The organism is Pseudoprimorskyibacter insulae (assembly GCF_900302505.1).
Taxonomy (GTDB): Bacteria; Pseudomonadota; Alphaproteobacteria; order Rhodobacterales; family Rhodobacteraceae; genus Pseudoprimorskyibacter; species Pseudoprimorskyibacter insulae.
The window spans coordinates 1-21,711 of record NZ_OMOJ01000008.1 but is presented as its reverse complement, the minus strand read 5'-3'; the positions used below and the strand labels follow the sequence as shown (position 1 = coordinate 21,711).

Here is a 21,711-nt window from a genome sequence, read left to right as displayed (position 1 = left end):
ATGACTGACACACCTGTTTTGAAACCGAAAGACGCGCCTGATATGGGCAGCTTTGACTGGTCTGACCCGTTCCGCATCGCCGATCAACTGAGCGATGATGAACGGATGATGGCCGAAAGCGCCCGGTCCTATGCGCAGGAAAAACTTCAACCGCGCGTGACGCAGGCGTTCAATGACGAACTGGTAGCCCCTGAAATCTTTGCCGAAATGGGCGAAATGGGCCTTCTGGGCATCACCGTTCCGGAACAATATGGCGGGTTGGGATCATCCTATGTGGCCTATGGTCTGGTCGCGCGTGAGATTGAGCGCGTGGACAGCGGCTATCGGTCGATGATGTCGGTGCAGTCGTCCTTGGTGATGTACCCGATCTACGCCTATGGCAGCGAAGAACAGCGGATGAAGTATCTGCCGAAACTGGCGAGCGGCGAATGGATTGGCTGTTTTGGCCTGACTGAACCCGATGCGGGCAGTGATCCGGCGGGGATGAAAACCCGCGCCGAAAAGATCGACGGCGGTTATCGGATCACCGGGTCCAAGATGTGGATCTCAAACGCGCCTGTTGCAGATGTCTTTGTCATCTGGGCCAAATCCGAAGCGCATGGCGGCAAGATCCGTGGCTTTGTTCTGGAAAAAGGCGCCAAGGGCCTGAGCGCGCCGAAGATCCAGAACAAGATGTCGCTGCGGGCCTCGGTCACGGGCGAAGTGGTGCTGGAAGGCGTCGAAGTTGGCGAGGATGCGCTGTTGCCGCATGTGCAGGGGCTTAAAGGCCCGTTCGGTTGTTTGAACCGCGCACGGTACGGCATTGCTTGGGGCGCGATGGGCGCTGCCGAATTTTGCTGGCATGCGGCGCGTCAGTACGGGCTTGATCGCAAACAGTTCGGTCGTCCGATTGCGCAGACGCAATTGTTCCAGAAGAAGCTGGCCGATATGCAGACCGAAATCGCGCTGGGGCTTCAGGCGGCGCTGCGCGTGGGTCGTTTGATGGATGAGGCGCAGGGCGCACCCGAGATGATCTCGATCATCAAGCGCAACAACTGCGGCAAGGCTTTGGACATTGCGCGTCTGGCGCGGGACATGCACGGTGGCAATGGCATCAGCACAGAGTTCCAAGTGATCCGCCACATGCTGAACCTTGAGACGGTGAACACCTATGAGGGCACGCATGATATTCACGCGCTGATCCTTGGCCGGTCCCAAACCGGGCTTCAGGCGTTTTTCTGATATTAGGGTGGCGGGCCGACGGTCCGCCTTCCTTTAATCCTATAATCAGTATTATGTAAATATTTGATGAGCGCTGAGGGCGCTGAATGGCGCTTTGGACAGCGCAAACGACTATCCTTACGAGGTAGAAACCCCCTGACATCTGGACAAATAAGCCTGAACCGTTAGGTTTCGTGCAACCACTCAATGGTGTTGTGCGTTACACCTCATCCCGAATGAAACAAGGATTGCGGCCCGTTATGCTGTCGAATGATGTTGAATTATTGTTGAACCTGACGAACGCCGCGTCGATTGAAACCCTGTGGTCCAACCATTGCGAGCGAATGGCTGGCTATGGGTTTGACCGGTTGATCTTTGGCTTCACACGGTTCCGCGGCGAAACCTCGCTGGGCGATCCGAACGACTTTCTGATCCTGTCGAACCACGACAAGGCCTACCTCGACCGTTTCATCGGTGATGAACACTACCGCACTGCGCCGATGGTCCGCTGGGCCTTGGAAAACGACGGTGCGGTTGGTTGGTCGGTGATGGCCGAGATGTTGGCCAAGGGCGAAATGTCTGAGGCCGAACAAAGGGTTGTCGCGCTCAACCAAGAAATGGGTGTAACGGCGGGCTATACGATCAGCTTCCGGTCGGTGTCCAAACGGACCAAGGGCGCAATAGCGCTGACCGCTAAGCCCGGCATGACGCAGGCCGAAGCGGATGAGATCTGGCGCGAACATGGTGAGGTCATCGTCTTGATGAACAACATCATTTACCTGAAGGTCCTGACCCTGCCCTATACGCCGCCAAACCAAAGCCTGACCAAGCGCCAACGTGAAGCGCTGGAATGGGTTGGCGATGGAAAGACCATGCAGGATATCGCCGCGATCATGGGGCTGACGCAGGCCACCATTGAAAAACACCTGCGGCTGGCGCGCGAGGCGCTGAATGTGGAAACCACAGCGCAAGCGGTTATGAAAGCTGCGTTCCAGAATCAAATGTTTGTGGTTGAAAGCTGATTTCGACGTGAGGTCACTTTGACCGAGCCGAAATGATGAAAATTTCAGCAAACCAAAATTATCCCTGATAATTTTGATATGCCCCGACCGGGCGATGGCTTAGCCCATGCTGCAACGCCTTGACGTTGCAAAGCTTTTTTAAAAGCAACCAAAAATTCGTGTCTGCTACGGGGAAAAGTCGGGAAAACCTGACTTCATTTACCATGCGTAAATTGGCAAGTTGTCCTTGTTCCGTGAGTGGTGGCTTTTGCCAGGGAACATGGGGAAAGAACCCGCGCGATTTCGTGGCTCTTCTTTGCTCTCCGGTTTATCCGGGGTCGGCTGCCGGGCACATTTTTTTGCCCGGTGGTCGGCGTTTTCCTGATTGATCGCGCCCCTGCCCTCAACATCCCCATCCTTCCCGACGGTGGGCGGCGTACAAAAAGGAAAACGGTGCCGCATTTCTGCGGCACCGTTTGTTTTTACGCTAGAAAAAGAATTAGCCCTGAACGGCCTTCGCAACTTCTGCTGCGAAATCTTCTTCTTTCTTTTCGATACCTTCGCCAACCTGCATGCGGACATAGCCCACGATCTCGGCGCCAGCTTCTTTTGCGGCGGCCTCAACGGTCAGGTCGGGGTTGATGACGAAGTTCTGACCCAGCAGGGTGACTTCGGCCAGGAACTTGTTCATACGGCCAACGATCATCTTCTCGATCACGGCTTCGGGCTTGCCCGACTCGCGCGCGATGTCGATCTGGATCTGACGCTCTTTTTCGACCACGGCCGGGTCAAGATCGTCTGCCGACAGCGACTGCGGGTTGGCAGCTGCGATGTGCATGGCAACCTGACGGCCAAATTCTTCGTTGCCGCCGTTCAGAGCGACAAGAACGCCGATGTTGCCCATTCCGTCGGTGGCTGCGTTGTGAACGTAGGACACAACGATTTCACCGTTGACCTTGGCCATCCGGCGCAGGGTCATGTTTTCGCCGATGGTGGCGATTTTATCGGTCAGAACGTCTGCAACGGTCTTGCTGCCCATGCTGGCCGCGGCCAGTGCGACAACGTCGTCTACGGCCAGAGCTGCGGTCGCGATGCCGTCAACCATGGTCTGGAACTCTTTGTTTTTACCAACGAAGTCGGTTTCCGAGTTCACTTCAACGGCAACACCGGTGCCGCCGTCGACTTTAACGGCCACGAGGCCCTCTGCCGCGGTACGGCCGGCTTTTTTGGCAGCCTTGGCCAGACCCTTGGTGCGCAGCCAGTCGATTGCGGCTTCCATGTCACCGTCGGTTTCGGTCAGCGCTTTCTTGGCATCCATCATGCCTGCGCCGGTCATTTCACGCAGTTCTTTTACCTGCGATGCTTTGATGGCCATGTCGGCTCTCCTCGTGTTTGAGTTTTGGGGCGGCTTTCGCCGCACCCAATGTCACGCTTTCATGTCGCTTACGCGACAATCGGATTAGGCTTCTGCCTGTTCCAGTGTTTCCTCGACAGGAGCTTCTTCCAACTCGCCCAGGTCAACGCCGGCGTTGCCCAGCTGAGCGGTCATGCCGTCGATCGCTGCGCGCGAAACCAGATCGCAATACATCGAAATGGCGCGTGCCGCGTCATCGTTGCCGGGGATCACGTAATCCACGCCATCGGGGGCGCAGTTGGTGTCAACCACGGCCACAACCGGGATGCCCAGCTTGTTGGCTTCGGCCACGGCCAGCGATTCTTTTTTCACGTCGATGATGAACAGAAGATCCGGCACACCGCCCATTTCGCGGATGCCGCCCAGCGACGCCTGCAGTTTGGTCTGGTCGCGTTCCATGCCAAGACGTTCTTTCTTGGTCAGGCCTTCTGCGCCCGAGGCCAGCTTTTCGTCGATCATCTTCAGACGCTGGATCGACTGCGACACGGTCTGCCAGTTGGTCAGCGTGCCACCCAGCCAGCGGTGGTTCATGTAATACTGAGCCGACTTTTCAGCGGCGTCTGCGATCGGCGCAGCGGCCTGACGCTTGGTGCCGACGAACAGGATGCGACCGCCGCGTGCAACGGTGTCACGCACCACTTTCAGCGCCTGGTCCAGCATCGGAACGGTCTGGGTCAGGTCGAAAATGTGGATGCCATTGCGCGAGCCATAAATGTACTCGCCCATACGGGGGTTCCAACGCTGCGTCTGGTGACCAAAGTGAACGCCAGCTTCCAGCAGCTGACGCATGGTGAACTCGGGAAGAGCCATGCTACTTATCCTTTCCGGTTTACGCCTCGGCGGGGTGTGTCCGAACCATTCGGAGCAACCGGTGGACCTTATGAGGATGTCTCCCTCAAGGGCCCGACCCCACCTGCGGGATTGAGTGGCGCGTCCTTACCCGCGATATCCATCAATTGCAAGGGGCTGAAGCCGGGAAAACGAAGGCTTGGTGAATTGGCGTTTAAATGTCATCTTTCCGTTAAGCATATAAAGGAGACACGGCGTGGCAAGTTTACTGGACGTTCATGGCTTGGGCCCGGCAATGGCGCGGCGTGTGGAAACCGCTGGCATCACCACGGTTGAGGCATTGGCTAATTCCACGCCTGAAATCCTGATGGCCATTCCGGGGATCGGGGCGGCCAAAGCCCCAAACCTGATCACCGCAGCGCAGGCCTTGTGCAACGTCACCGCCATGACCGAGGCCCCTGCCCCTGTCAAAGCGCCTGAATCGGTGGCTGAGATTGAAGACAGCGCCGCCGAGGAGCCCGCGCCTGTTGCCGAACCAGCGACTGAGGAACCGGCGAAGGCTGAGAAGAAGACCAAGAAGACGGCGAAATCGAAAAAGGCCGCCAAGGCGGAAAAAGTCAAACCCGCTTCGACCAAGAAGTCAAAACCGGAACCCGAGAAGACCAAGACGAAGGCCAAAAAATCCAAGGCAGAGAAACCCAAGTCAGACAAGAAAACGCCCAAAGCCAAGAAAGCCAAGAAAGCCAAAAAAGAAAAGGCCAAGGCGAAACCCGCCAAGGCCAAATCTAAGGGCAAAGCCAAAAAGGCAAAGAAGGCCGAGTCTTAAAGGAAGACTCGCTCGACGAACCAATAGGCACCAACCAGCGCGATGGCGGCTGAGGCCGGAACCGCAACAAAGCGGCGATAGGCGTTCAGCTTGTCCAGCTCATAGGCCGACAAGGCGCATAGAACGCACAGCATTGCCACCGGCCAAAGGAAGATATGCGCGCTTGCGCCCGTCACGTCCCGGAACCCATCTCCGTCTAGGATGACACCAAGCGCGGCGAAGATGACGGCCAGAATGGCATAGAACACCATCCCGAACTTTTCGTCGCTATCGCCGTTGTCCACTCGCAGCGCGACAAAGACCAGCAAGAAGGCCATGGCGATGACAGTCAGCTGGCCGATCTCGACCCCGATGTTAAACCCGATCAGCGCCGGGATGAACTGCGCGGCGGGCAGGCCGAAATCGCCCAGAACCGACGCAAAGCCCAATCCATGCAGCAGGCCAAAACCAAAGATCACCATGGGCCGCCATTTGTTCAGCTTGTCCGACAGGATGTTTTCGACAGCGACATAGACGATCGACGCGGCAATGAGCGGCTCCACAATGCTGCCGGGGATGTTTACATAACCAAGTGCGCCAAGCGCCAGCGTCACGGTATGGGCCAGCGTAAAGGCCGACACCTGCCACAGCAGCGTATTGAGCCGCGACGACAAAAAGAACAGGCCCAGCACGAACAGGATATGGTCCAGACCCTTGGGCAGAATGTGGTCAAACCCGACAGGAATATAGCCGGTAAAGGCCTCAAGCGCGGTCATCTGGTCGCCGCCACCCAGCGCGATATCGCCTGAACCTTCACCGCTGGTCAGATAGCCGGTATAGGGGTTCTCGACGCCCTGCTGACGCAGCACAAGCGTGCCATATTCAGCAGGCCATTTGATGTTGAGCACCTGCGGATTGGCGGGCAACGGGGCCAAGATGCGCAGCGTGCTTTCGCGCGGCAGATCCACCTCGCCCACCTCTGGCACGTCCACCGTCAGTGTCACCGGACTGTTCAGCCAGCCGTCGGTGGTGATGGCGATGGCAGACAGGAAATCACTGCGGATCGTATCGAACCGGGCCTTTAGCGCATCTGGAGGCAAGGCGCGCAGGGCATCCACGTCTTCGGCTTTGCCCGACTCGTTGGTGTCGGCCAGCCCGTCTAGGTTCACCCCGGCGATGACTGGTTCCAGCGCAATGGTCATGTCCAGCGTCAGAAAGCCGTTTTCCACCTGAAAATCGGCAATCGCGGGTTGCACCTCGTGGGCCTGAGCCGAGAGCGGCAACCACAGCGCGGCAATCAGCAGGAATAGTCGATGAAACACGAAGAAAGTCCCCCTTGGTCGTTGCCTCACAGGATGGAGCGAGGCGCGCAAAGTTCAAGGTGAAAATCAGCAGAACCAATTGTTTGCGCTTCCTGCATCGAACGTGACAGGTTCAAAGCATTGTCACCATCAACACCAGTGATCCAAGATGGCGTCTTGCGCCTGCGCTGCGCATCTTCATAAAGGGCATATGACGAACAGCCCTGATATTTTGTGCATCGGGTCCGTCCTTTGGGATGTGATCGGACGCTCTGCCAGCCACATGGAAAAAGGTGCCGATGTTCCGGGCCGCATCACGCGCCTGCCCGGCGGCGTCGCCATGAATATCGCGATGACGCTGCGCCGCTTTGGCCGCAGCCCGGCCCTGCTAACGGCAGTGGGCCGCGATGCCGAGGGCGATGAGCTGATTGCCGAATGTATCCGTATGGGGATGGTCTGTGATCATGTCTACCGATCGGACGATCTGCCGACGGATCGCTATATGGCGGTCGAGGGCGCGAACGGGCTGATCGCGGCGATTGCCGATGCCCATTCGCTTGAGGCGGCGGGGGCCAAGATATTGGCCGCGTTGGAGAATGGCACGCTTTCCAGCCGCGCCGCGCCCTATAGCGGGACCATCGCGCTTGACGGCAACCTGACCGAAGCCCTGCTGACCCAGATCGCCAGTGATGCAATGTTCCGCGATGCCGATTTGCGGATCGCCCCCGCCTCGCCCGGCAAGGCCGAGCGGTTGCAGCCTTTCCTGCGCAACGGGCGCGGGATGCTTTATGTGAACCTCGAAGAGGCCGGCATCCTGTGCCAGACCACATTCAAAAGTGCCGCCGAAGCCGGTGCACGGCTGCTGGAACGTGGCGCACAGCGGGCCTTGGTCACCGATGGGGGCCGTCCGGCCTGTGATGCCAGCGCCGATGGCGTTCTGGTCCAATGCCCGCCCAAGGTGCTGGTCACGCGCGTCACCGGCGCGGGCGACACCTTCATGGCCGCACATATGAGCGCCGAGCTGGACGGCCAACCGCGCGATGCCGCGCTGGACCGCGCCCTACAAGCCGCCGCCGCCTACGTTTCAGGAGATACCGGCCTATGAGCCTTTACCAAACTTCGCCCGCCGTCGCAGAGGCCCTTGCCCAAGGCCGCCCGGTGGTGGCGCTGGAATCGACGATCATCACCCATGGCATGCCTTGGCCGCAGAACCTTGAGATGGCGCGAACGGTGGAACAGACGGTTCGCGATGCTGGGGCGGAACCGGCCACCATCGCCGTGATGGACGGCACGCTTTATATCGGTCTGACCGACGATCAGCTGGTGGCGCTGGCCCAGGCCCAGAACGTCGCCAAACTCAGCCGGGCCGATCTGGCCGCGTGCATGGCGATGGGCGGCACGGGCGCGACCACGGTCGCCGCCACGATGATCGCCGCAGCCCAAGCCGGGATCGCCGTCTTTGCCACGGGCGGCATTGGCGGCGTGCACAAAGGCGCAGAGCTTAGCTTTGACATCTCGGCCGATCTGCCCGAATTGGCGCAGACCCCGGTGAACGTGGTGGCCGCAGGGGCGAAAGCCATCCTCGACATTCCCAAAACGCTCGAAGTGCTGGAAACCCAAGGCGTGCCAGTTATCGCCGTGGGCCAAGACGCTCTGCCCGCCTTTTGGTCGCGCGAGTCTGGCATCAAGGCGCCACTGCGCATGGACCAGCCTGCACAGATCGCCAAAGCCTTTGCCATGCGCCGCGCGCTTGGCCTGCCCGGCGGTCAGCTGATCGCCAATCCGGTCCCCGAGGCGGATGAAATCCCCGCCGATGTGATGCTGCCCTATATCACCCAAGCCACCGCCGAGGCCGAAGCCAAGGGCATCACCGGCAAATCGGTCACGCCCTTCCTGCTGCAACGGATTTTCGAACTGACGGATGGGCGGTCCCTAAAGACCAACATCGCGCTGGTTCTGAACAACGCGCGACTTGCGGCACAGATCGCCCAAGAACTAAGCGCTCTGCCCTGAAATCACGCCAATCGCGCATTAGACCATTGTGGATCGGGCCGGGGCTACCTAGGTTCGGCCCAAAGCCCCGGACCGGACAACAATGAACACACCTTTCGACCCCGAAACAAAACGCCCTGGCCTATTCGCCCGGTTCCGCTCTAGCTTTCTGACGGGGATCGTCGTGATCGCCCCGGTGGGCATGACCATTTGGCTGATCTGGACGTTGATGGGCTGGGTCGATGGCTTCGTGCTGCCGCTGGTGCCGGACCGGTTCAACCCCGAAGAATATATCGGCATCAACCTGCGTGGCGTTGGCGTCATCATCTTCTTGCTATTCACCATTTTTGTGGGCTGGGTGGCCAAGGGCCTGATTGGCCGGTCCATGATCCGTTTCGCGGAATCTCTGGTCGAACGGATGCCGGTGGTTCGGTCGATCTATTCGGGCGTCAAACAAATCGCCGAAACCGTCTTTGCCCAGTCCGAACGCAGCTTCGAAAAGGCCTGCCTGATAGAATACCCGCGCAAGGGCATATGGGCCATTGGCTTCGTGTCCACCGTCGCCAAGGGCGAGGTCCGCGACCGCGCCCAAACCTCGGGCGAATTGATGAGCATTTTCGTGCCCACCACCCCCAACCCGACCTCAGGCTTTCTGCTGTATTTCCCTAAAGAAGACGTGATCGAGCTGGAAATGACGGTGGAAGATGCGGCCAAGCTGGTGATTTCGGCCGGGCTGGTTTACCCCAATGACAAGGTCGAGGCGGCCAAAGCTGCGGCCGCCGCGAAGGCTGGGAAGTCTTAACCGAACATATGCCGCAAATCGGCGGTCTGGCGCTTGCCAAGATCGTCGCGATGATCGGTCAGGAACCGCCCCGCCGCACGGCGCCCGGCCTCTTTCAACTGCATTAACACCGCCGGTAAGGGCACCAGTTTGGTCGCCACTGACAGCTCATTCATTAGCTGATCATCGGCAATCAGATGAACCATGACATTCTTCATCGCGTCGTCCTTGATCGCACCGTCCTCAATCAGACGCTGCACAAAGGCGATGGCCCGCAATTCGCGCAGCAAGGACGAATTGAAGCTGATTTCATTGATCCGGTTCTGAATTTCCACCGGGCTGACCGGCAGATCCTCGCGCACCAAGGGGTTGATGTTCACGATCAAGACGTCGCGCGGCAAATCCGGCTCAAACAGTGGAAACAAAGCCGGGTTGCCGGTATAGCCGCCATCCCAAAACGCTTCATCCGCGCCGGTTTCCGGGTCTTCGCAATGCACCGCCTGAAACAATGTTGGCAAACAGGCCGACGCCAAAATCGCCCTGGTCGAGATCTTGTCACGGGTGAACACCCGGATTTTCCCGTCCCGCACGCAGGTGGCACAGACAAACAGGCGCGGGCCGTCCAAACTGCACACATCGTCAAAGTTGAACTTCTCCACAATCCGCTCCAACGGATTGCGATACATCGGCCCCCAAACATAGGGCGAGGCCATCTGCGACAGGCTATTGGCAAACGTATAGGGCAATGAATATTCCAGCCCGCCCGCCAAAGCGCCAAGATTGGGCATCATCCACGACATCCACTCGGGTATGCGCAGATCGTCCAGGGCCCCCATCTGCGTCCAGAGCCGGTTCAGCTCGTCTCGGGCCCCCTCACGCCCGCCACGTGCCATCCCGGCCTTGACCGCCGCGCCATTGAGCGCACCGGCCGATGTTCCCGAGATCCCGGCGATCTCGATCTCCTCCTCATCAAGCAGCCGGTCCAGCACGCCCCAGGTAAAGGCCCCATGCGCGCCGCCGCCCTGCAGGGCGAGGTTCACTTTGATCAAATCGAACTCCTTCTAAAATGGGCGCTGCGCCCCTGTCATTTTCTGACCTGAAATATCCCGGGGGTGCGGGGGCAGAGCCCCCGCGTCGGGCGGCCCGCCCGGGCCGCCATACCTTACACCTAGACCGATCCGAACCTCTTACAATGCGGTCCAACCACCATCGACGCTGATGGTTGTGCCGGTGATCTGGGCTGCTGCGTCCGAACACAGGAACACCGCCGTGCCGCCAAGCTGCTCAACGGTCGCAAACTCTTTCGACGGCTGACGTTCCAGCATGACCTTCTTGATCACGTCCTCACGGCTCATGTCGTATTTCGCCATGGTGTCGGGGATCTGCGCCTCAACCAGCGGGGTCAGAACATAGCCCGGACAGATGGCGTTGCAGGTGATCGGCTCTTGCGCGGTCTCCAATGCGGTGACCTTGCTCAGGCCAACAACGCCGTGCTTGGCCATGACATAGGCCGATTTGAACGGCGATGCGGTCAACCCGTGGGCCGAAGCAATGTTCACCACCCGGCCCCAACCGGCCTTGCGCATCATCGGCAGGGCGGCGGCCGTGGTATGGAATGCAGAACTGAGGTTGATCGCGATGATCGCGTTGTACTTGTCCAGCGGAAACTCATCAATCGGCGCAACATGCTGAATACCGGCGTTGTTCACCAGAATATCGCAGCGGCCTGCCTGCTCGACCAGCGCCCGGCAGTCTTCGGCTTTGGACATGTCTGCCTTGATGTAGCGCCCGGTCACCCCAAACTCTTCGCCCAAGGCCTTGGCCAACGCGTGATCGTCTTCGGTGTCGGTGAAGGAATTCAGCACAACATCCGCCCCGGCGCGCGCCAATTCACGCGCCACGCCCAGACCGATTCCCGAGTTTGAACCGGTGATGATGGCTGTCTTGCCCTTGAGTGTCATTTGGAAAGCTCCCGCTAGATTTGCTGCCGCACGTTAGCATGCTGCATCAGCAAAATAAGGGGTATTCGCCCAAAAGGTTCCAATGTCGCGCGACATTTCGGCACAAAAAAACGCCGGCACAAGGCCGGCGTTCAGTCATTGAGGCAGGTTTCATACAGGCAAGAAACCTATCGAGCAGTGACTTCTTTATAAGCAATTCCTCGCTCTAAGCCAAGGTAAAAGTTTGAAATCTCATGAATCCGCCGATACGCTCGGCAGTGCATACTTAGGGATAGCGGGGATCATTTCCAAAATGGCAACGATGCGTTTCACGATTCTACGGCAATCCGTGGCAGCCGCCGCCTTAATTCTGGGCGTCGGTACCGCATGGGCAGAGCCCAAGCATGGCATAGCTATGTATGGCGACCCGGCCCTGCCACCTGATTTTGTGTCCCTGCCCTATGCCAAGGCAGATGCGCCGACCGGTGGCAAAATTGTGACCGCTGAAACTGGATCCTTCGATAGCCTCAACCCGCATATCCGGAAAGGCAGTGTTCCGTGGCAGTTGCGGTTTCTTGCTTACGAAAGCCTGATGGGCCGTAGCTGGGACGAACCCTTTAGCCTTTACGGACTTTTGGCCGAATCGATCGAGGTTGGACCGAATCGAGAGTGGGCGGAATTCACCCTACGCGATGAGGCGCGGTTCTCGGACGGCAGCCCCGTCACCGTCGAAGACGTGATGTGGAGCTATGAAACGCTCGGCACCGTCGGGCATCCGCGCTACCACGGCGTCTGGGGCAAGGTCGCCAGCATGGAACAGACCGGCCCGAATAAGATCAAGTTCACCTTCAACGTCGAAGACCGCGAATTGGCCTTGGTGATTGGCATGCGCCCGATCCTTAAGAAGGCGCAATGGGACGGCAAGGACATCACGGAATCCGGGCTGGACAATATCCCGATCTCAACCGCGCCTTACGTGATCGAAGATTTTGAGGCGGGCCGTTATGTCAGTCTCAAACGCGACCCGGACTATTGGGGCAAGGATCTGCCGTTCCGCAAAGGCACCAACGTGCTGGATGAGGTGCGGATGGAGTTCTACACCGATGGCACTGCCGCGTTTGAGGCGTTCAAGGCGGGCGTTGTGAATTCATCCCGCGAATTCAGCGCCGAGAAATGGGATAGCCAATACGACTTCCCCGCCATCCAGAACGGCGATGTGGTCAAATCGATCATCGAGAATAAGCGCCCGTCGGGGATCACCGGTTTTGTGATGAACACCCGCCGCGATGCCTTCAAGGATTGGCGCGTGCGCGATGCGATGATGCATGCGTTCAACTTTGAATTCATCAATGAGGCGATGACCGGTTCCAAACAGCCGCGCATCACATCCTATTACTCAAACTCGGTTCTGGGGATGAGCGATGGGCCCGCCGAAGGCCGCGTGCGCGATTTTCTTGAACCCTTCGCGGCCGACCTTCTGCCCGGTGCGCTGGACGGCTATAGCCTGCCCGTGTCGGACGGGTCCGAACGCAACCGCGCCAATATTGCCAAAGCCATGGACATCATGGCCGAAGCGGGCTGGACCATTCAGGACGGCGTGATGAAGAACGCCGCCGGGCAGCCCTTTACCTTTGACGTGCTGCTGGCCCAAGGCTCGGCTGAGAACGAGGCGATCATTGACCTGTTCACCCAAGCCCTGACCCGGATGGGGATCACCGCCACCGTGACCACGGTCGATAGCGCCCAGTACAAAGAGCGCACGAATGCCTATGACTTCGATATGACCTATTACCGGCGCGGCTTGTCGCTTAGCCCCGGCAACGAACAAATGCTGTACTGGGGCAGCGCGGGCGTCACCGATCCGGGGTCGCGCAACTGGATGGGAATGAATTCCCCCGCAGCTGAGGCGATGATCGACAAGCTGGTCAATTCTGAGTCGCATGACGATTTTCTGGCCGCGGCCCGCGCCCTTGACCGCGTGCTGACGACGGGACGTTACGTGATCCCGATCTATCAATGGAACATCAGCCGTGTTGCACATGCCAAAGAGCTGAAATATCCAGACGTTATCCCCATGTACGGGGATTGGATCGGATGGCAGCCAGATGTCTGGTACTGGGAGGAAGAATGACGCTACGTGTCGTTGCGCTGATTGCGGCTTCGGTTCTTTTGGTCGGATGCTCGACCGTCGAAGGCATCGGTCAGGATATCTCAGGTGGGGCAAGAACCGTTCGAAACTGGTTCTGATACCGTCTTTCGCTTAACAGACCGAAAGATCCGCGCAATACTGACCGCATGATCCCTTGTGATGCGAGGTTCCCTCATGTGGTCCGAGTCCAAGCGCAACTGGCCTGCAACGCTGGCGCTGCTCAAGCGCCGGTTCCCCCGTTTGGATCAGGTGGCGCTGCAAACGCCGCCTGACAGGATCGAAGATCTGGCCCATCATCTGGCACAATTGCACGACCTGACCCCGTCAGAGGCGCAGCAAGCCTGTGATGAATGTTTTGATGGTCCGCGCCGCTAGGGTCAGGTCACGAGGGATGTCACCCAAAGGATCGTCGCATCGTCATCACTGACCGAGATGACATTATGGCCCATGGTGGAATCATAATAGGCCGAGTCCCCGCGCCGCATCTCAATCGGTTCATAGAATTCCGTATAGAGCCGAATAACCCCGGTCAGAACATACAGGAATTCTTCGCCGTCGTGGCGCACCCAGCCGTCAAATTCATCCATCGACCGCGCCCGGACCAAAGCGCGATAGGGCAGCATCTTTTTCTTGGTCAGGTTTTCCGCAAGCAGCGTGTGTTCATAAGTGGCCGTGGCGTGTTCATTGCCTTGACCCGCCTTGGTCACAGACAAACGCCCGTTGATCTGCCCCTTGGACGGGGGCGTGAACAACTGCGGCACCGAAATCTGAAGCCCGTCCGCCAATTTGCGCAGCGCGTCATAGGTGGGCGACATCTGGCCGTTTTCGATCTTGGACAGGGTGGACCGGGCAAGACCTGCCTCTTTGGCCGCCTGTTCCAGCGTCCAGTCGCGTTCTTTGCGCAGCTCGCGCACCCGCTCACCAAGGTTGAGCGGTTCGACATGTTCGTCCACGCCGCTCTCGCGCGCGATTCGGATCAGGCTTTTGGGGTCACGTTCGGTCATAGTGCCGGAATCTATAGGCATCCGCCGGAATGCTTGCAACACGTCTTGGGGCGGCGTAATCCATCGCTATGACATCTGTTTTCGATCACGGGGCCTTTGCGCCTTGCCCCGCGCCCTTCAATTTCGCGGCGCATGTCCTGGCGGCGGGTCAAACCACGCCAGACAAAATCGCCCTGTCGATCCTGAGCCTGTCGGGCGCAGAGCGTTGGAGCTATGCCCGTTTGACCGAGGCGGTTCTTGGCACCGGTGCGGGGCTGTTGGCATCTGGGTTAGAACCGGGCGACAAGCTATTGATGCGGCTTGGAAACACGGTTGATTTTCCGCTGGCCTATCTGGGTGCAATAGCGGTTGGCATCATCCCGATCCCGACCTCATCGCAGCTGACAGAAGCCGAAGTCACCAAGATCATCGACGCCATGCAACCGGCGGCGATTGTCCATGCGGCGGGCGTGCCTTGCCCAAAGACCGACGTGCCGGTCCTGACGACTGAACAGATGAAAGACTGGCGGACCCTGCCGCCTGCGCCCTACGACATGGGTGATCCAAATCGCTTATGTTACATTATCTATACCTCGGGCACCTCGGGCATCCCCCGCGCCGTGGGTCATGCGCATCGCGCGGTGTGGGCGCGTCAGATGATGATCGACGGCTGGTATGAGATGACGGCCGAAGACCGTTTGCTACACGCGGGTGCCTTCAACTGGACCTTTACGCTTGGCACCGGGCTGATGGACCCGTGGACCTGCGGTGCGACCGCGCTGATCCCCGGCGATGGGATCGCGCCGAAAGAACTTCCGCTGCTGCTGAAGCGGCATGAGGCCAGCCTCTTTGCTGCCGTGCCGGGGGTCTATCGCACCTTGCTGAAACAGCCGATTGCCTTGCCGAAACTGCGCCACGGGCTCGCGGCTGGTGAAAAGCTGTCTGACCATATTCGCGACGACTGGCGTGCCGCCACCGGGACCGAGATTTACGAGGCATACGGCATGTCCGAATGTTCGACCTTTATCTCATCCTCACCATCGCACCCGTCGCGGGATGGTGCCTTGGGCACCCCGCAAAAGGGCCGCCGCATCGCCATTCTGGGCGATGATGGTCCCTGCCCGATTGGTTCGCCCGGCGTCATTGCCGTGCACCGCGACGACCCCGGTTTGATGCTGGGATATGTCGGCGCGCCTGAGGCAACCGCGGGCAAGTTCCAAGGCGACTGGTTCCTGACCGGCGATCAGGGCCAGATGGACGAGACCGGCCAGATCCATTATATGGGCCGCGACGATGACATGATGAACGCGGGCGGTTTCCGCGTCTCACCGCTTGAGGTGGAGGCCGCGCTGATCGGGCATCCCGGCATCACCGAAATCGGCGTCACCGACATCGAGGTCAAAGAGGATGTGCGCCTGATCGGGGCTTTCTACACCGGGCCAGAGCCGCTCTCCGAAGAGGCGCTGATTGCCTATGCCGAGCCGCGCCTTGCCCGGTATAAACAGCCGCGGTTTTACAGATATCTGGAAACCCTGCCGAAAAACCCGAACGGGAAACTGCTACGAAAGGCTTTAAAGCCTTTGTTCGAAATGTGAAATATCAAACGCGCAAAAGCCCTATCCAAAGGGTTATGCGTTGAATTTTTGAAACGGAGGCCGGAATGGTCACGCTTGATATCATGTCCGATCCGATCTGCCCTTGGTGCTTTATCGGGAAAACCTATCTTGATCGCGCGTTGGAACAGCGCCCCGATCATCCCTTCACCGTGCGCTGGCATCCGTTCCAATTGAACCCCGATATGCCCAAGGGCGGCATTGATCGGCGCGAATATCTTGAAACGAAATTCGGCGGTCAGGATGGCGCGGTTCAGGCCTATACACCCGTGGTGGAACACTCCAAATCGGCGGGGCTGGATCTGAACCTAGAGGCGATCCAACGCACGCCAAATACGCTCGATGCGCATCGTTTGATCCACTGGGCGGGCGTTGAGGGCGTGCAGACGCCGGTCGTGTCGGCCCTGTTCAAAGCCTATTTCAAAGATGGCCGCGATATTGGCGATCACGAGGTTCTGGCCGATATTGCCGATGGCAACGGGCTGGATGCCTCGATGATCTTGCGCCTGCTGGGCAGTGATGCGGATGTGCGCGAAACGGTGGAACGCGATGCCGCCGCACGGGGCATGGGCGTGACCTCGGTTCCGACCTTTATCGTGGCGGGACAACACGCGGTGCCGGGCGCTCAGTCGACCGAACTTTGGCTGAAGGTCATGGACGAGCTGGTGCAACAGGCCTGAGCCGATGAAAACTTGGTTGCGGCTGACCACTCTGGCACTGACCCTATTTGCGATCGTCGCATCCGGCACGGTGTTCTTTCACCGGGTTGAGGGTTGGAGCTGGATCGACAGCTATTTCTTTTCGGTCGTCACGTTGTCGACGGTCGGCTATGGGTCTTTGGTGCCGGAAACGGATTTGGGCAAGATCGGCACGACCGTCTATATCTTTATCGGTCTGGGCGTCTTTGCCGTGGTCATTCAGCAGTTCGGCGCTTTTGCCATGCGCAAGCGTGAAGAACACATAGACATGCTGTATCAACACCTCAGCGCCCATGCGGACCCGGCCAATTTCGACGACGCCCCGCATATCAGGCCGAAAGAGGAAGAATAGTCACACCCGTCAAAGATGCATGCGAGCTATGCGCCATATGCAAGGGTGGTATCTTCTAAACCGAACTGTTCAGAAACCGCCTTGGGTGCTAGGTGTCTTGGATTAGGAGACGCCAATGCCTGCTCAAGTTTCTCGATTGGAATTCATCGCCATTATGGCGATGCTATTCGCGACAATCGCCTTTTCCATCGACTCGATGTTGCCAGCCCTGCCCGAAATCGCGCAAGAGCTGACGCCCGACAATATCAACAATGCGCAACTTGTCCTGACCAGCTTTGTGCTGGGCATGGGGGTTGGCACGCTGTTCACCGGCCCGATGTCCGACGCATGGGGGCGCAAGCCCTTGGTGCTGGGCGGTGCTGCGCTGTATATCGTGGGTTCTGCCTTGGCCTACTACGCCAACACGCTGGAACTGATGCTGGTGTCCCGTGTCATTCAGGGCCTCGGTGCCGCCGGTCCGCGCGTTGTTTCGCTGGCGATCACCCGCGATCTGTATTCTGGCCGTGCCATGGCGCGGATCATGTCCTTTGTGATGATGGTCTTTACCATGGTGCCCGCCCTTGCCCCGTCGATTGGCGCGGTGGTGATTGCCTTTGCCGGATGGCGTGCGATCTTTATCGCCTTTATCCTGTTCTCGGCACTGTCCTGCCTGTGGCTGGGTCTGCGGATGCCGGAAACGTTGGCGCGGGAAAACCGCGTGAAGTTCCGGTTTTCGACGCTCAAACACGCCTGTCAGGACATGGCCAGCCGCCCGGTTGTGGTCTGGTCGATCATCGCGCAATCCATCGGCTTTTCCCTGATCTTCGCGATGATTTCCTCGGTTCAGCAGATCTATGATGTGATCTTTGACAAGGCCGACAGCTTCCCGCTCTATTTTGGGGCCATCGCGATCATTTCGGCGACGTCCAGCATGATCAACGCCGCGCTGGTGATGCGTCTGGGGATGCGGGCAATTGTGACCTTTGTCTTTGCAGCACAACTGGTGATTTCGACCGTTACCTTGATCGTGGCACTGTCTGGCGTTGGGATCGGTACGCTCTTCGTCGTCTTCCTGATCTGGCAAACCTCGGTGTTCTTCACTGCGGGTCTAACCATGGGCAACCTGAACGCCATCACGATGGAGCCTTTGGGCCACATCGCCGGGTCGGCCGCGTCAGTCATTGGCGCTGTGTCCACGGTCATCGCCGTTTTGCTGGCCGCGCCGATTGGGTTGATGTTTGACGGCACGCTGATCCCGATCACTGCCAGCTATGCCGTTCTGGCGTTGGCCGGTGTATTGGTGATGCGCCATGTCACCCGTGTATCGGATCCGATCCCAGCGGAATAAGTTGGTATACAGTCGCATACAATCCTTGGCATCGCGACGAAAAGAGAGTACATGGGGCGCATTCCTCCTTGGACCGTAAAGGGTGCCCCATGTCCAAAATCAAAGTCACCAACCCAATGGTTGAGATGGACGGCGATGAAATGACCCGCATCATGTGGGACTTCATCAAGCAAAAGCTGATCCTGCCCTATCTTGATATCGATCTGCTGTATTACGATCTCGGGATCGAAGAACGCGACCGGACCGATGATCAAATCACCATCGACGCCGCCGAAAAGACCAAAGAGGTCGGTGTGGCAGTCAAATGCGCGACCATCACCCCGGATGAGGCGCGTGTCGAAGAATTCGGCCTGAAAAAGATGTGGCGCAGTCCGAACGGGACCATCCGCAACATCCTTGGCGGTGTGGTCTTCCGCCAGCCGATCATCTGCAAGAACGTCCCGCGCCTTGTGCCGGGCTGGACCAAACCCGTTGTCGTTGGCCGCCACGCCTTTGGCGATCAGTACAAAGCCACCGATTTCCGCTTTCCGGGCAAGGGTAAGATCACCCTGAAGTTCGAAGGCGAAGATGGCACCATCATCGAACGCGAAGTCTATGACGCACCCTCCGCCGGGGTGACCATGGCAATGTACAACCTTGACGACTCGATCCGCGACTTCGCCCGCGCATCGTTAAACTATGGCCTGTCGCTGGGATGGCCGGTCTATCTGTCGACCAAGAACACCATCATCAAAGCCTATGACGGCCGGTTCAAAGACTTGTTCCAAGAGGTGTTTGAGGCCGAATTCGAAGATCAGTTCAAAGAAAAAGGCCTGTGGTACGAACACCGCCTGATTGACGATATGGTCGCCAGTTCGTTGAAATGGTCGGGCGGCTATGTCTGGGCCTGTAAGAACTACGATGGCGATGTGCAGTCCGATACGGTGGCGCAGGGCTATGGCTCGCTCGGATTGATGACCTCGCAGCTGATGACGCCTGATGGCAAGATCGTCGAGGCCGAGGCCGCCCATGGCACCGTCACCCGCCACTACCGTCAACACCAGCGCGGCGAGGCGACATCGACCAACTCGATCGCGTCGATCTATGCCTGGACCGGCGGGCTGAAGCACCGTGCCAAGCTAGACCAGAACGACGCGTTGATGAAATTTGCCACGACGCTGGAACGGGTGGTTGTGGAAACGGTGGAATCCGGATCGATGACCAAGGATCTGGCGCTGCTGGTCGGCCCGAACCAAGGCTGGCTGACCACCATGGGCTTCCTTGAGAAGATTGATGAAAACCTGAACCGCGCATTGGCCGGGTAAAACAATCCAATTCGGCCCGCATGACGTGTTTCTGCGGGCCGAACAATTCCAAAAAACGTGTATGCCGCTTCCGTTCTTGTCCTTGGCCCCCACCAAACAAGGATCGAACATTTTATGGCCCTGCCCCCTGATTCAAAATTACAGCAATTACTGCTGTCTTCCGCCGAGTTGTCGTCGGCGTCTTTGGCGACGCGGATCGTTGTCAGCCGTCTGCGTATTGAGATCAGCAACAACAACGCGCTGCTTGGTGCAAAGCTGCAAGAGCTGAAAGATTTCGTCAGCGCCAATGACTACGCCGCCAGCGATCTGGCCAGCCTGTAAGGAACCAATCATGAAAAACGAACTTCTGAGCGTCGCGGAAGCGGCGGAGCGTATCACCGCTGGCGATGTTCTGGCGATTGCAGGCGACGAAGCGCTTTTGGCCCAGCTTCCCAAAGGCAACTGGATCGGCGGAACCTCGGTCTATTTCGTGACCGACACCGGGGGCGCTACCATCCGCGATCGTGTGTTCTGCACCACGCTCACCGATGCCGCAGCGGCCACCCCGCGCCATGTGCCCGCCGCCGATCTTGCCACCATTGCCGATGGCTATCAGCCGGGCGGCTATAGCGTTGTCCTGATCCCCGCCTTTTCATCGGCCCACAGCGCCTTTGCGATAGATGGCCAATCCTATCCGGGCCTGTTCAATCAGCCGCTGGTGGGCTGGATCGCGGGTGTTCATGTCGATGAGATCGGCAGCAAAGCCCCCAAGGTCTTTGATGGCGCAACAGGGCTGGCACATGACGACGGCGCGGTTGTGCTGCATGTGACGCTGGATTCGGGCAAGTCGGTCAATGTCGATATCGTCAATATCTTCAGCCGAGCTGACACCGGCACCACCTTTGTGTTCGAAGACACTGGGTTTGAGGCCACCACCGCCAAGGTCAACGGTGAGACCGTTAATCTGGCGCAGTACATCACCGACAACACGCTTGATACGCGCCTGCCGCTGGTGGCCAATTACGCCGGGGCCTTGGTCAATGTCTCGGTTCAGGCGGTCGACACGGACACCGGCAAGGTGGCCTTCTATGCGCCGGTCATGGCGGGCGTCGAATACCGTCAGGCCAGCGCGCTGGACAACTACGCCGCCGCTTTCGCGGACAAGACGGCCAATGCCGCCGAGAACCAGTATTCGTGCAACTGCATCCTCAATTATCTGCATGGCGAGTTGGAGGGCAAAACCACCGGTGCCTTCACCGGCCCCATCACCTTCGGTGAGATTGCCTACATCCTGCTCAACCAGACTTTGGTGCGTCTGGATGTCAAGGCGGCCTGATTTGGACTGAATTGTGGCAAGGGCGGTCGGAGCGACCGTCCTTATTTGCCTAGATTCGGGCGAGGCGCGCCCGATTCCCGCTATGCTTGTTTCTCGTTAAGAGTGAGTTTTTCGCATTCCAGAAGATCATTTTGCATGAGGAAACAAAATTAAGGCAATTGGGGCAAATTGTGGCTTTTCTCAGCCTTTTGCTTGCCACAATTTCGCCCATTTCGTATTCAGTCTGTGGGGGCCGAATTTGAAGGATACGAAAAATGATCTTCCTCATCGGCATGGCAACAGTTGCAGCTCTGGACCTGGTAGCGTTCGGAAAAGACAAAGAAAATTCGGAAGAACCGGTGGTTCAGTACTGATTTTCGAGGATGGTTTCCGCGCAAGTCGCGGCGAATTCAACCAGCATCAACCATGCACGTTTTGGTGTTCTTCAAGTTACGATGACCGGCCAATGAATGGCCAAACGCATATGCAGTAAAGCCTGAGTGGGAATGTCCCACTCAGGCTTTTTGCGTCTTTGAACCGGTGTTTATTTCAAAGGCCCCGCAATCTATGCGAGGCCTTTCGTGTCTTATCCCTGCAAGTCAGTCGGCAGGATGTTGTCTGGGATGTTCTGGTAGCAGACTGGGCGCAGGAAGCGGCGGATGGACAGGGTTCCGACCGAGGTTGCGCCAAAGTTGGTGGAGGCCGGGTACGGGCCGCCGTGGACCATGGTGTCGGCCACCTCAACCCCGGTGGGGAATCCGTTGGCCA

22 protein-coding genes and 1 pseudogene are annotated in these 21,711 nt (G+C 58.4%); 16 read left to right on the top strand and 7 right to left on the bottom strand.

What is annotated here, in order from left to right:
* Window positions 1–1,221: an acyl-CoA dehydrogenase gene (locus PRI8871_RS15315; RefSeq protein ID WP_108887122.1), complete on the top strand. Its 1,221-nt coding sequence runs from the start codon at window positions 1–3 to the stop codon at window positions 1,219–1,221.
* 239 nt (window positions 1,222–1,460) lie between these two features.
* Entirely contained in the window at window positions 1,461–2,222 is a 762-nt protein-coding gene (locus PRI8871_RS15310) for a LuxR family transcriptional regulator (protein ID WP_108887121.1), read from the top strand.
* 478 nt (window positions 2,223–2,700) lie between these two features.
* Here the strand turns inward: PRI8871_RS15310 and tsf are convergent, their stop codons facing one another.
* Window positions 2,701–3,576: a translation elongation factor Ts gene (gene tsf / locus PRI8871_RS15305; protein WP_108887120.1), complete on the bottom strand. Its 876-nt coding sequence runs from the start codon at window positions 3,574–3,576 to the stop codon at window positions 2,701–2,703.
* Between the two features lie 84 nt (window positions 3,577–3,660).
* Window positions 3,661–4,425: a 30S ribosomal protein S2 gene (gene rpsB, locus PRI8871_RS15300; RefSeq protein WP_108887119.1), complete on the bottom strand. Its 765-nt coding sequence runs from the start codon at window positions 4,423–4,425 to the stop codon at window positions 3,661–3,663.
* 235 nt (window positions 4,426–4,660) lie between these two features.
* On the opposite strand from rpsB, the gene PRI8871_RS15295 reads away from it, so the two are divergent.
* Complete coding sequence (locus PRI8871_RS15295) at window positions 4,661–5,230, top strand: helix-hairpin-helix domain-containing protein (protein ID WP_108887118.1); 570 nt, start codon at window positions 4,661–4,663, stop codon at window positions 5,228–5,230.
* Here the strand turns inward: PRI8871_RS15295 and PRI8871_RS15290 are convergent.
* The gene (locus PRI8871_RS15290; protein ID WP_108887117.1) at window positions 5,227–6,531 is read right to left on the bottom strand and encodes a HupE/UreJ family protein; all 1,305 of its coding nucleotides are present in this window, start codon (window positions 6,529–6,531) and stop codon (window positions 5,227–5,229) included. The genes PRI8871_RS15295 and PRI8871_RS15290 overlap by 4 nt on opposite strands.
* A gap of 190 nt (window positions 6,532–6,721) precedes the next feature.
* Between PRI8871_RS15290 and PRI8871_RS15285 the strand changes: the two genes are divergently transcribed.
* The 3 genes from PRI8871_RS15285 (at window position 6,722) to PRI8871_RS15275 (ending at window position 9,304) form a co-directional block, all read left to right on the top strand.
* Window positions 6,722–7,615 (top strand): PfkB family carbohydrate kinase, encoded by an 894-nt coding sequence (locus PRI8871_RS15285; protein ID WP_108887116.1) that lies wholly within the window; start codon window positions 6,722–6,724, stop codon window positions 7,613–7,615.
* Window positions 7,612–8,523: a pseudouridine-5'-phosphate glycosidase gene (locus PRI8871_RS15280; protein ID WP_108887115.1), complete on the top strand. Its 912-nt coding sequence runs from the start codon at window positions 7,612–7,614 to the stop codon at window positions 8,521–8,523. Before PRI8871_RS15285 ends, PRI8871_RS15280 begins: the two co-directional genes overlap by 4 nt.
* 82 nt (window positions 8,524–8,605) lie before the next feature.
* A complete protein-coding gene (locus tag PRI8871_RS15275) occupies window positions 8,606–9,304 on the top strand; it encodes a DUF502 domain-containing protein (protein ID WP_108887114.1) in 699 nt (232 codons plus the stop codon).
* Here PRI8871_RS15275 and PRI8871_RS15270 read toward each other — a convergent pair.
* Window positions 9,301–10,332, bottom strand: coding sequence for a patatin-like phospholipase family protein (locus PRI8871_RS15270; protein ID WP_108887113.1), 1,032 nt, complete (start codon window positions 10,330–10,332; stop codon window positions 9,301–9,303). The two genes, PRI8871_RS15275 and PRI8871_RS15270, sit on opposite strands and share 4 nt — an antisense overlap.
* A gap of 138 nt (window positions 10,333–10,470) precedes the next feature.
* Window positions 10,471–11,244 carry a 3-hydroxybutyrate dehydrogenase gene (locus PRI8871_RS15265; RefSeq protein WP_108887112.1) on the bottom strand — a complete coding sequence of 258 codons (774 nt, stop codon included), beginning with the start codon at window positions 11,242–11,244 and terminating at the stop codon, window positions 10,471–10,473.
* A gap of 301 nt (window positions 11,245–11,545) precedes the next feature.
* Between PRI8871_RS15265 and PRI8871_RS15260 the strand changes: the two genes are divergently transcribed.
* The 3 genes from PRI8871_RS15260 to PRI8871_RS15250 all read left to right on the top strand — a co-directional run bounded on the left by PRI8871_RS15260 (window position 11,546) and on the right by PRI8871_RS15250 (window position 13,747).
* Window positions 11,546–13,354, top strand: coding sequence for an extracellular solute-binding protein (locus PRI8871_RS15260; RefSeq protein ID WP_245897882.1), 1,809 nt, complete (start codon window positions 11,546–11,548; stop codon window positions 13,352–13,354).
* Window positions 13,351–13,470, top strand: a complete 120-nt coding sequence (locus PRI8871_RS15255) for an entericidin EcnA/B family protein (RefSeq protein ID WP_108887110.1) — start codon at window positions 13,351–13,353, stop codon at window positions 13,468–13,470. The genes PRI8871_RS15260 and PRI8871_RS15255 overlap by 4 nt, the downstream gene beginning before the upstream one ends.
* A gap of 61 nt (window positions 13,471–13,531) precedes the next feature.
* Window positions 13,532–13,747, top strand: a complete 216-nt coding sequence (locus PRI8871_RS15250; RefSeq protein WP_146188695.1) for a hypothetical protein — start codon at window positions 13,532–13,534, stop codon at window positions 13,745–13,747.
* A 2-nt stretch (window positions 13,748–13,749) separates the two neighbouring features.
* On the opposite strand, the gene PRI8871_RS15245 is transcribed toward PRI8871_RS15250, so the two are convergent.
* Window positions 13,750–14,376: a helix-turn-helix domain-containing protein gene (locus PRI8871_RS15245; protein WP_108887108.1), complete on the bottom strand. Its 627-nt coding sequence runs from the start codon at window positions 14,374–14,376 to the stop codon at window positions 13,750–13,752.
* Window positions 14,377–14,444: 68 nt separating this feature from the next.
* On the opposite strand from PRI8871_RS15245, the gene PRI8871_RS15240 reads away from it, so the two are divergent.
* The 7 genes from PRI8871_RS15240 (at window position 14,445) to PRI8871_RS15210 (ending at window position 20,964) form a co-directional block, all read left to right on the top strand.
* Window positions 14,445–15,950 (top strand): class I adenylate-forming enzyme family protein, encoded by a 1,506-nt coding sequence (locus PRI8871_RS15240; protein WP_108887107.1) that lies wholly within the window; start codon window positions 14,445–14,447, stop codon window positions 15,948–15,950.
* A gap of 65 nt (window positions 15,951–16,015) precedes the next feature.
* A complete protein-coding gene (locus PRI8871_RS15235) occupies window positions 16,016–16,648 on the top strand; it encodes a DsbA family oxidoreductase (protein ID WP_108887106.1) in 633 nt (210 codons plus the stop codon).
* 4 nt (window positions 16,649–16,652) lie between these two features.
* Entirely contained in the window at window positions 16,653–17,018 is a 366-nt protein-coding gene (locus PRI8871_RS15230) for a potassium channel family protein (protein ID WP_108887105.1), read from the top strand.
* A 115-nt stretch (window positions 17,019–17,133) separates the two neighbouring features.
* On the top strand, window positions 17,134–18,345 hold the full coding sequence (locus PRI8871_RS15225; RefSeq protein ID WP_108887104.1) for a multidrug effflux MFS transporter: 1,212 nt from the start codon (window positions 17,134–17,136) through the stop codon (window positions 18,343–18,345).
* 89 nt (window positions 18,346–18,434) lie between these two features.
* Entirely contained in the window at window positions 18,435–19,649 is a 1,215-nt protein-coding gene (locus PRI8871_RS15220) for an NADP-dependent isocitrate dehydrogenase (RefSeq protein WP_108887103.1), read from the top strand.
* 114 nt (window positions 19,650–19,763) lie between these two features.
* Window positions 19,764–19,970 carry a hypothetical protein gene (locus tag PRI8871_RS15215; RefSeq protein ID WP_108887102.1) on the top strand — a complete coding sequence of 69 codons (207 nt, stop codon included), beginning with the start codon at window positions 19,764–19,766 and terminating at the stop codon, window positions 19,968–19,970.
* 10 nt (window positions 19,971–19,980) lie between these two features.
* Entirely contained in the window at window positions 19,981–20,964 is a 984-nt protein-coding gene (locus tag PRI8871_RS15210; protein ID WP_108887101.1) for a DUF6976 family protein, read from the top strand.
* Between the two features lie 565 nt (window positions 20,965–21,529).
* Here PRI8871_RS15210 and PRI8871_RS15205 read toward each other — a convergent pair.
* Window positions 21,530–21,711, bottom strand: a pseudogene (locus PRI8871_RS15205) (aldehyde dehydrogenase (NADP(+))); the annotation flags it as partial.

Coding starts and splice junctions, on each gene's coding strand:
- PRI8871_RS15315 (WP_108887122.1), top strand. CDS start 1: ATGACTGACACACCTGTTTTGAAACCGAAAGACGCGCCTGATATGGGC.
- PRI8871_RS15310 (WP_108887121.1), top strand. CDS start 1,461: ATGCTGTCGAATGATGTTGAATTATTGTTGAACCTGACGAACGCCGCG.
- tsf (WP_108887120.1), bottom strand. CDS start 3,576: ATGGCCATCAAAGCATCGCAGGTAAAAGAACTGCGTGAAATGACCGGC.
- rpsB (WP_108887119.1), bottom strand. CDS start 4,425: ATGGCTCTTCCCGAGTTCACCATGCGTCAGCTGCTGGAAGCTGGCGTT.
- PRI8871_RS15285 (WP_108887116.1), top strand. CDS start 6,722: ATGACGAACAGCCCTGATATTTTGTGCATCGGGTCCGTCCTTTGGGAT.
- PRI8871_RS15280 (WP_108887115.1), top strand. CDS start 7,612: ATGAGCCTTTACCAAACTTCGCCCGCCGTCGCAGAGGCCCTTGCCCAA.
- PRI8871_RS15275 (WP_108887114.1), top strand. CDS start 8,606: ATGAACACACCTTTCGACCCCGAAACAAAACGCCCTGGCCTATTCGCC.
- PRI8871_RS15265 (WP_108887112.1), bottom strand. CDS start 11,244: ATGACACTCAAGGGCAAGACAGCCATCATCACCGGTTCAAACTCGGGA.
- PRI8871_RS15260 (WP_245897882.1), top strand. CDS start 11,546: ATGCGTTTCACGATTCTACGGCAATCCGTGGCAGCCGCCGCCTTAATT.
- PRI8871_RS15255 (WP_108887110.1), top strand. CDS start 13,351: ATGACGCTACGTGTCGTTGCGCTGATTGCGGCTTCGGTTCTTTTGGTC.
- PRI8871_RS15250 (WP_146188695.1), top strand. CDS start 13,532: ATGCGAGGTTCCCTCATGTGGTCCGAGTCCAAGCGCAACTGGCCTGCA.
- PRI8871_RS15245 (WP_108887108.1), bottom strand. CDS start 14,376: ATGACCGAACGTGACCCCAAAAGCCTGATCCGAATCGCGCGCGAGAGC.
- PRI8871_RS15240 (WP_108887107.1), top strand. CDS start 14,445: ATGACATCTGTTTTCGATCACGGGGCCTTTGCGCCTTGCCCCGCGCCC.
- PRI8871_RS15235 (WP_108887106.1), top strand. CDS start 16,016: ATGGTCACGCTTGATATCATGTCCGATCCGATCTGCCCTTGGTGCTTT.
- PRI8871_RS15230 (WP_108887105.1), top strand. CDS start 16,653: ATGAAAACTTGGTTGCGGCTGACCACTCTGGCACTGACCCTATTTGCG.
- PRI8871_RS15225 (WP_108887104.1), top strand. CDS start 17,134: ATGCCTGCTCAAGTTTCTCGATTGGAATTCATCGCCATTATGGCGATG.
- PRI8871_RS15220 (WP_108887103.1), top strand. CDS start 18,435: ATGTCCAAAATCAAAGTCACCAACCCAATGGTTGAGATGGACGGCGAT.
- PRI8871_RS15215 (WP_108887102.1), top strand. CDS start 19,764: ATGGCCCTGCCCCCTGATTCAAAATTACAGCAATTACTGCTGTCTTCC.
- PRI8871_RS15210 (WP_108887101.1), top strand. CDS start 19,981: ATGAAAAACGAACTTCTGAGCGTCGCGGAAGCGGCGGAGCGTATCACC.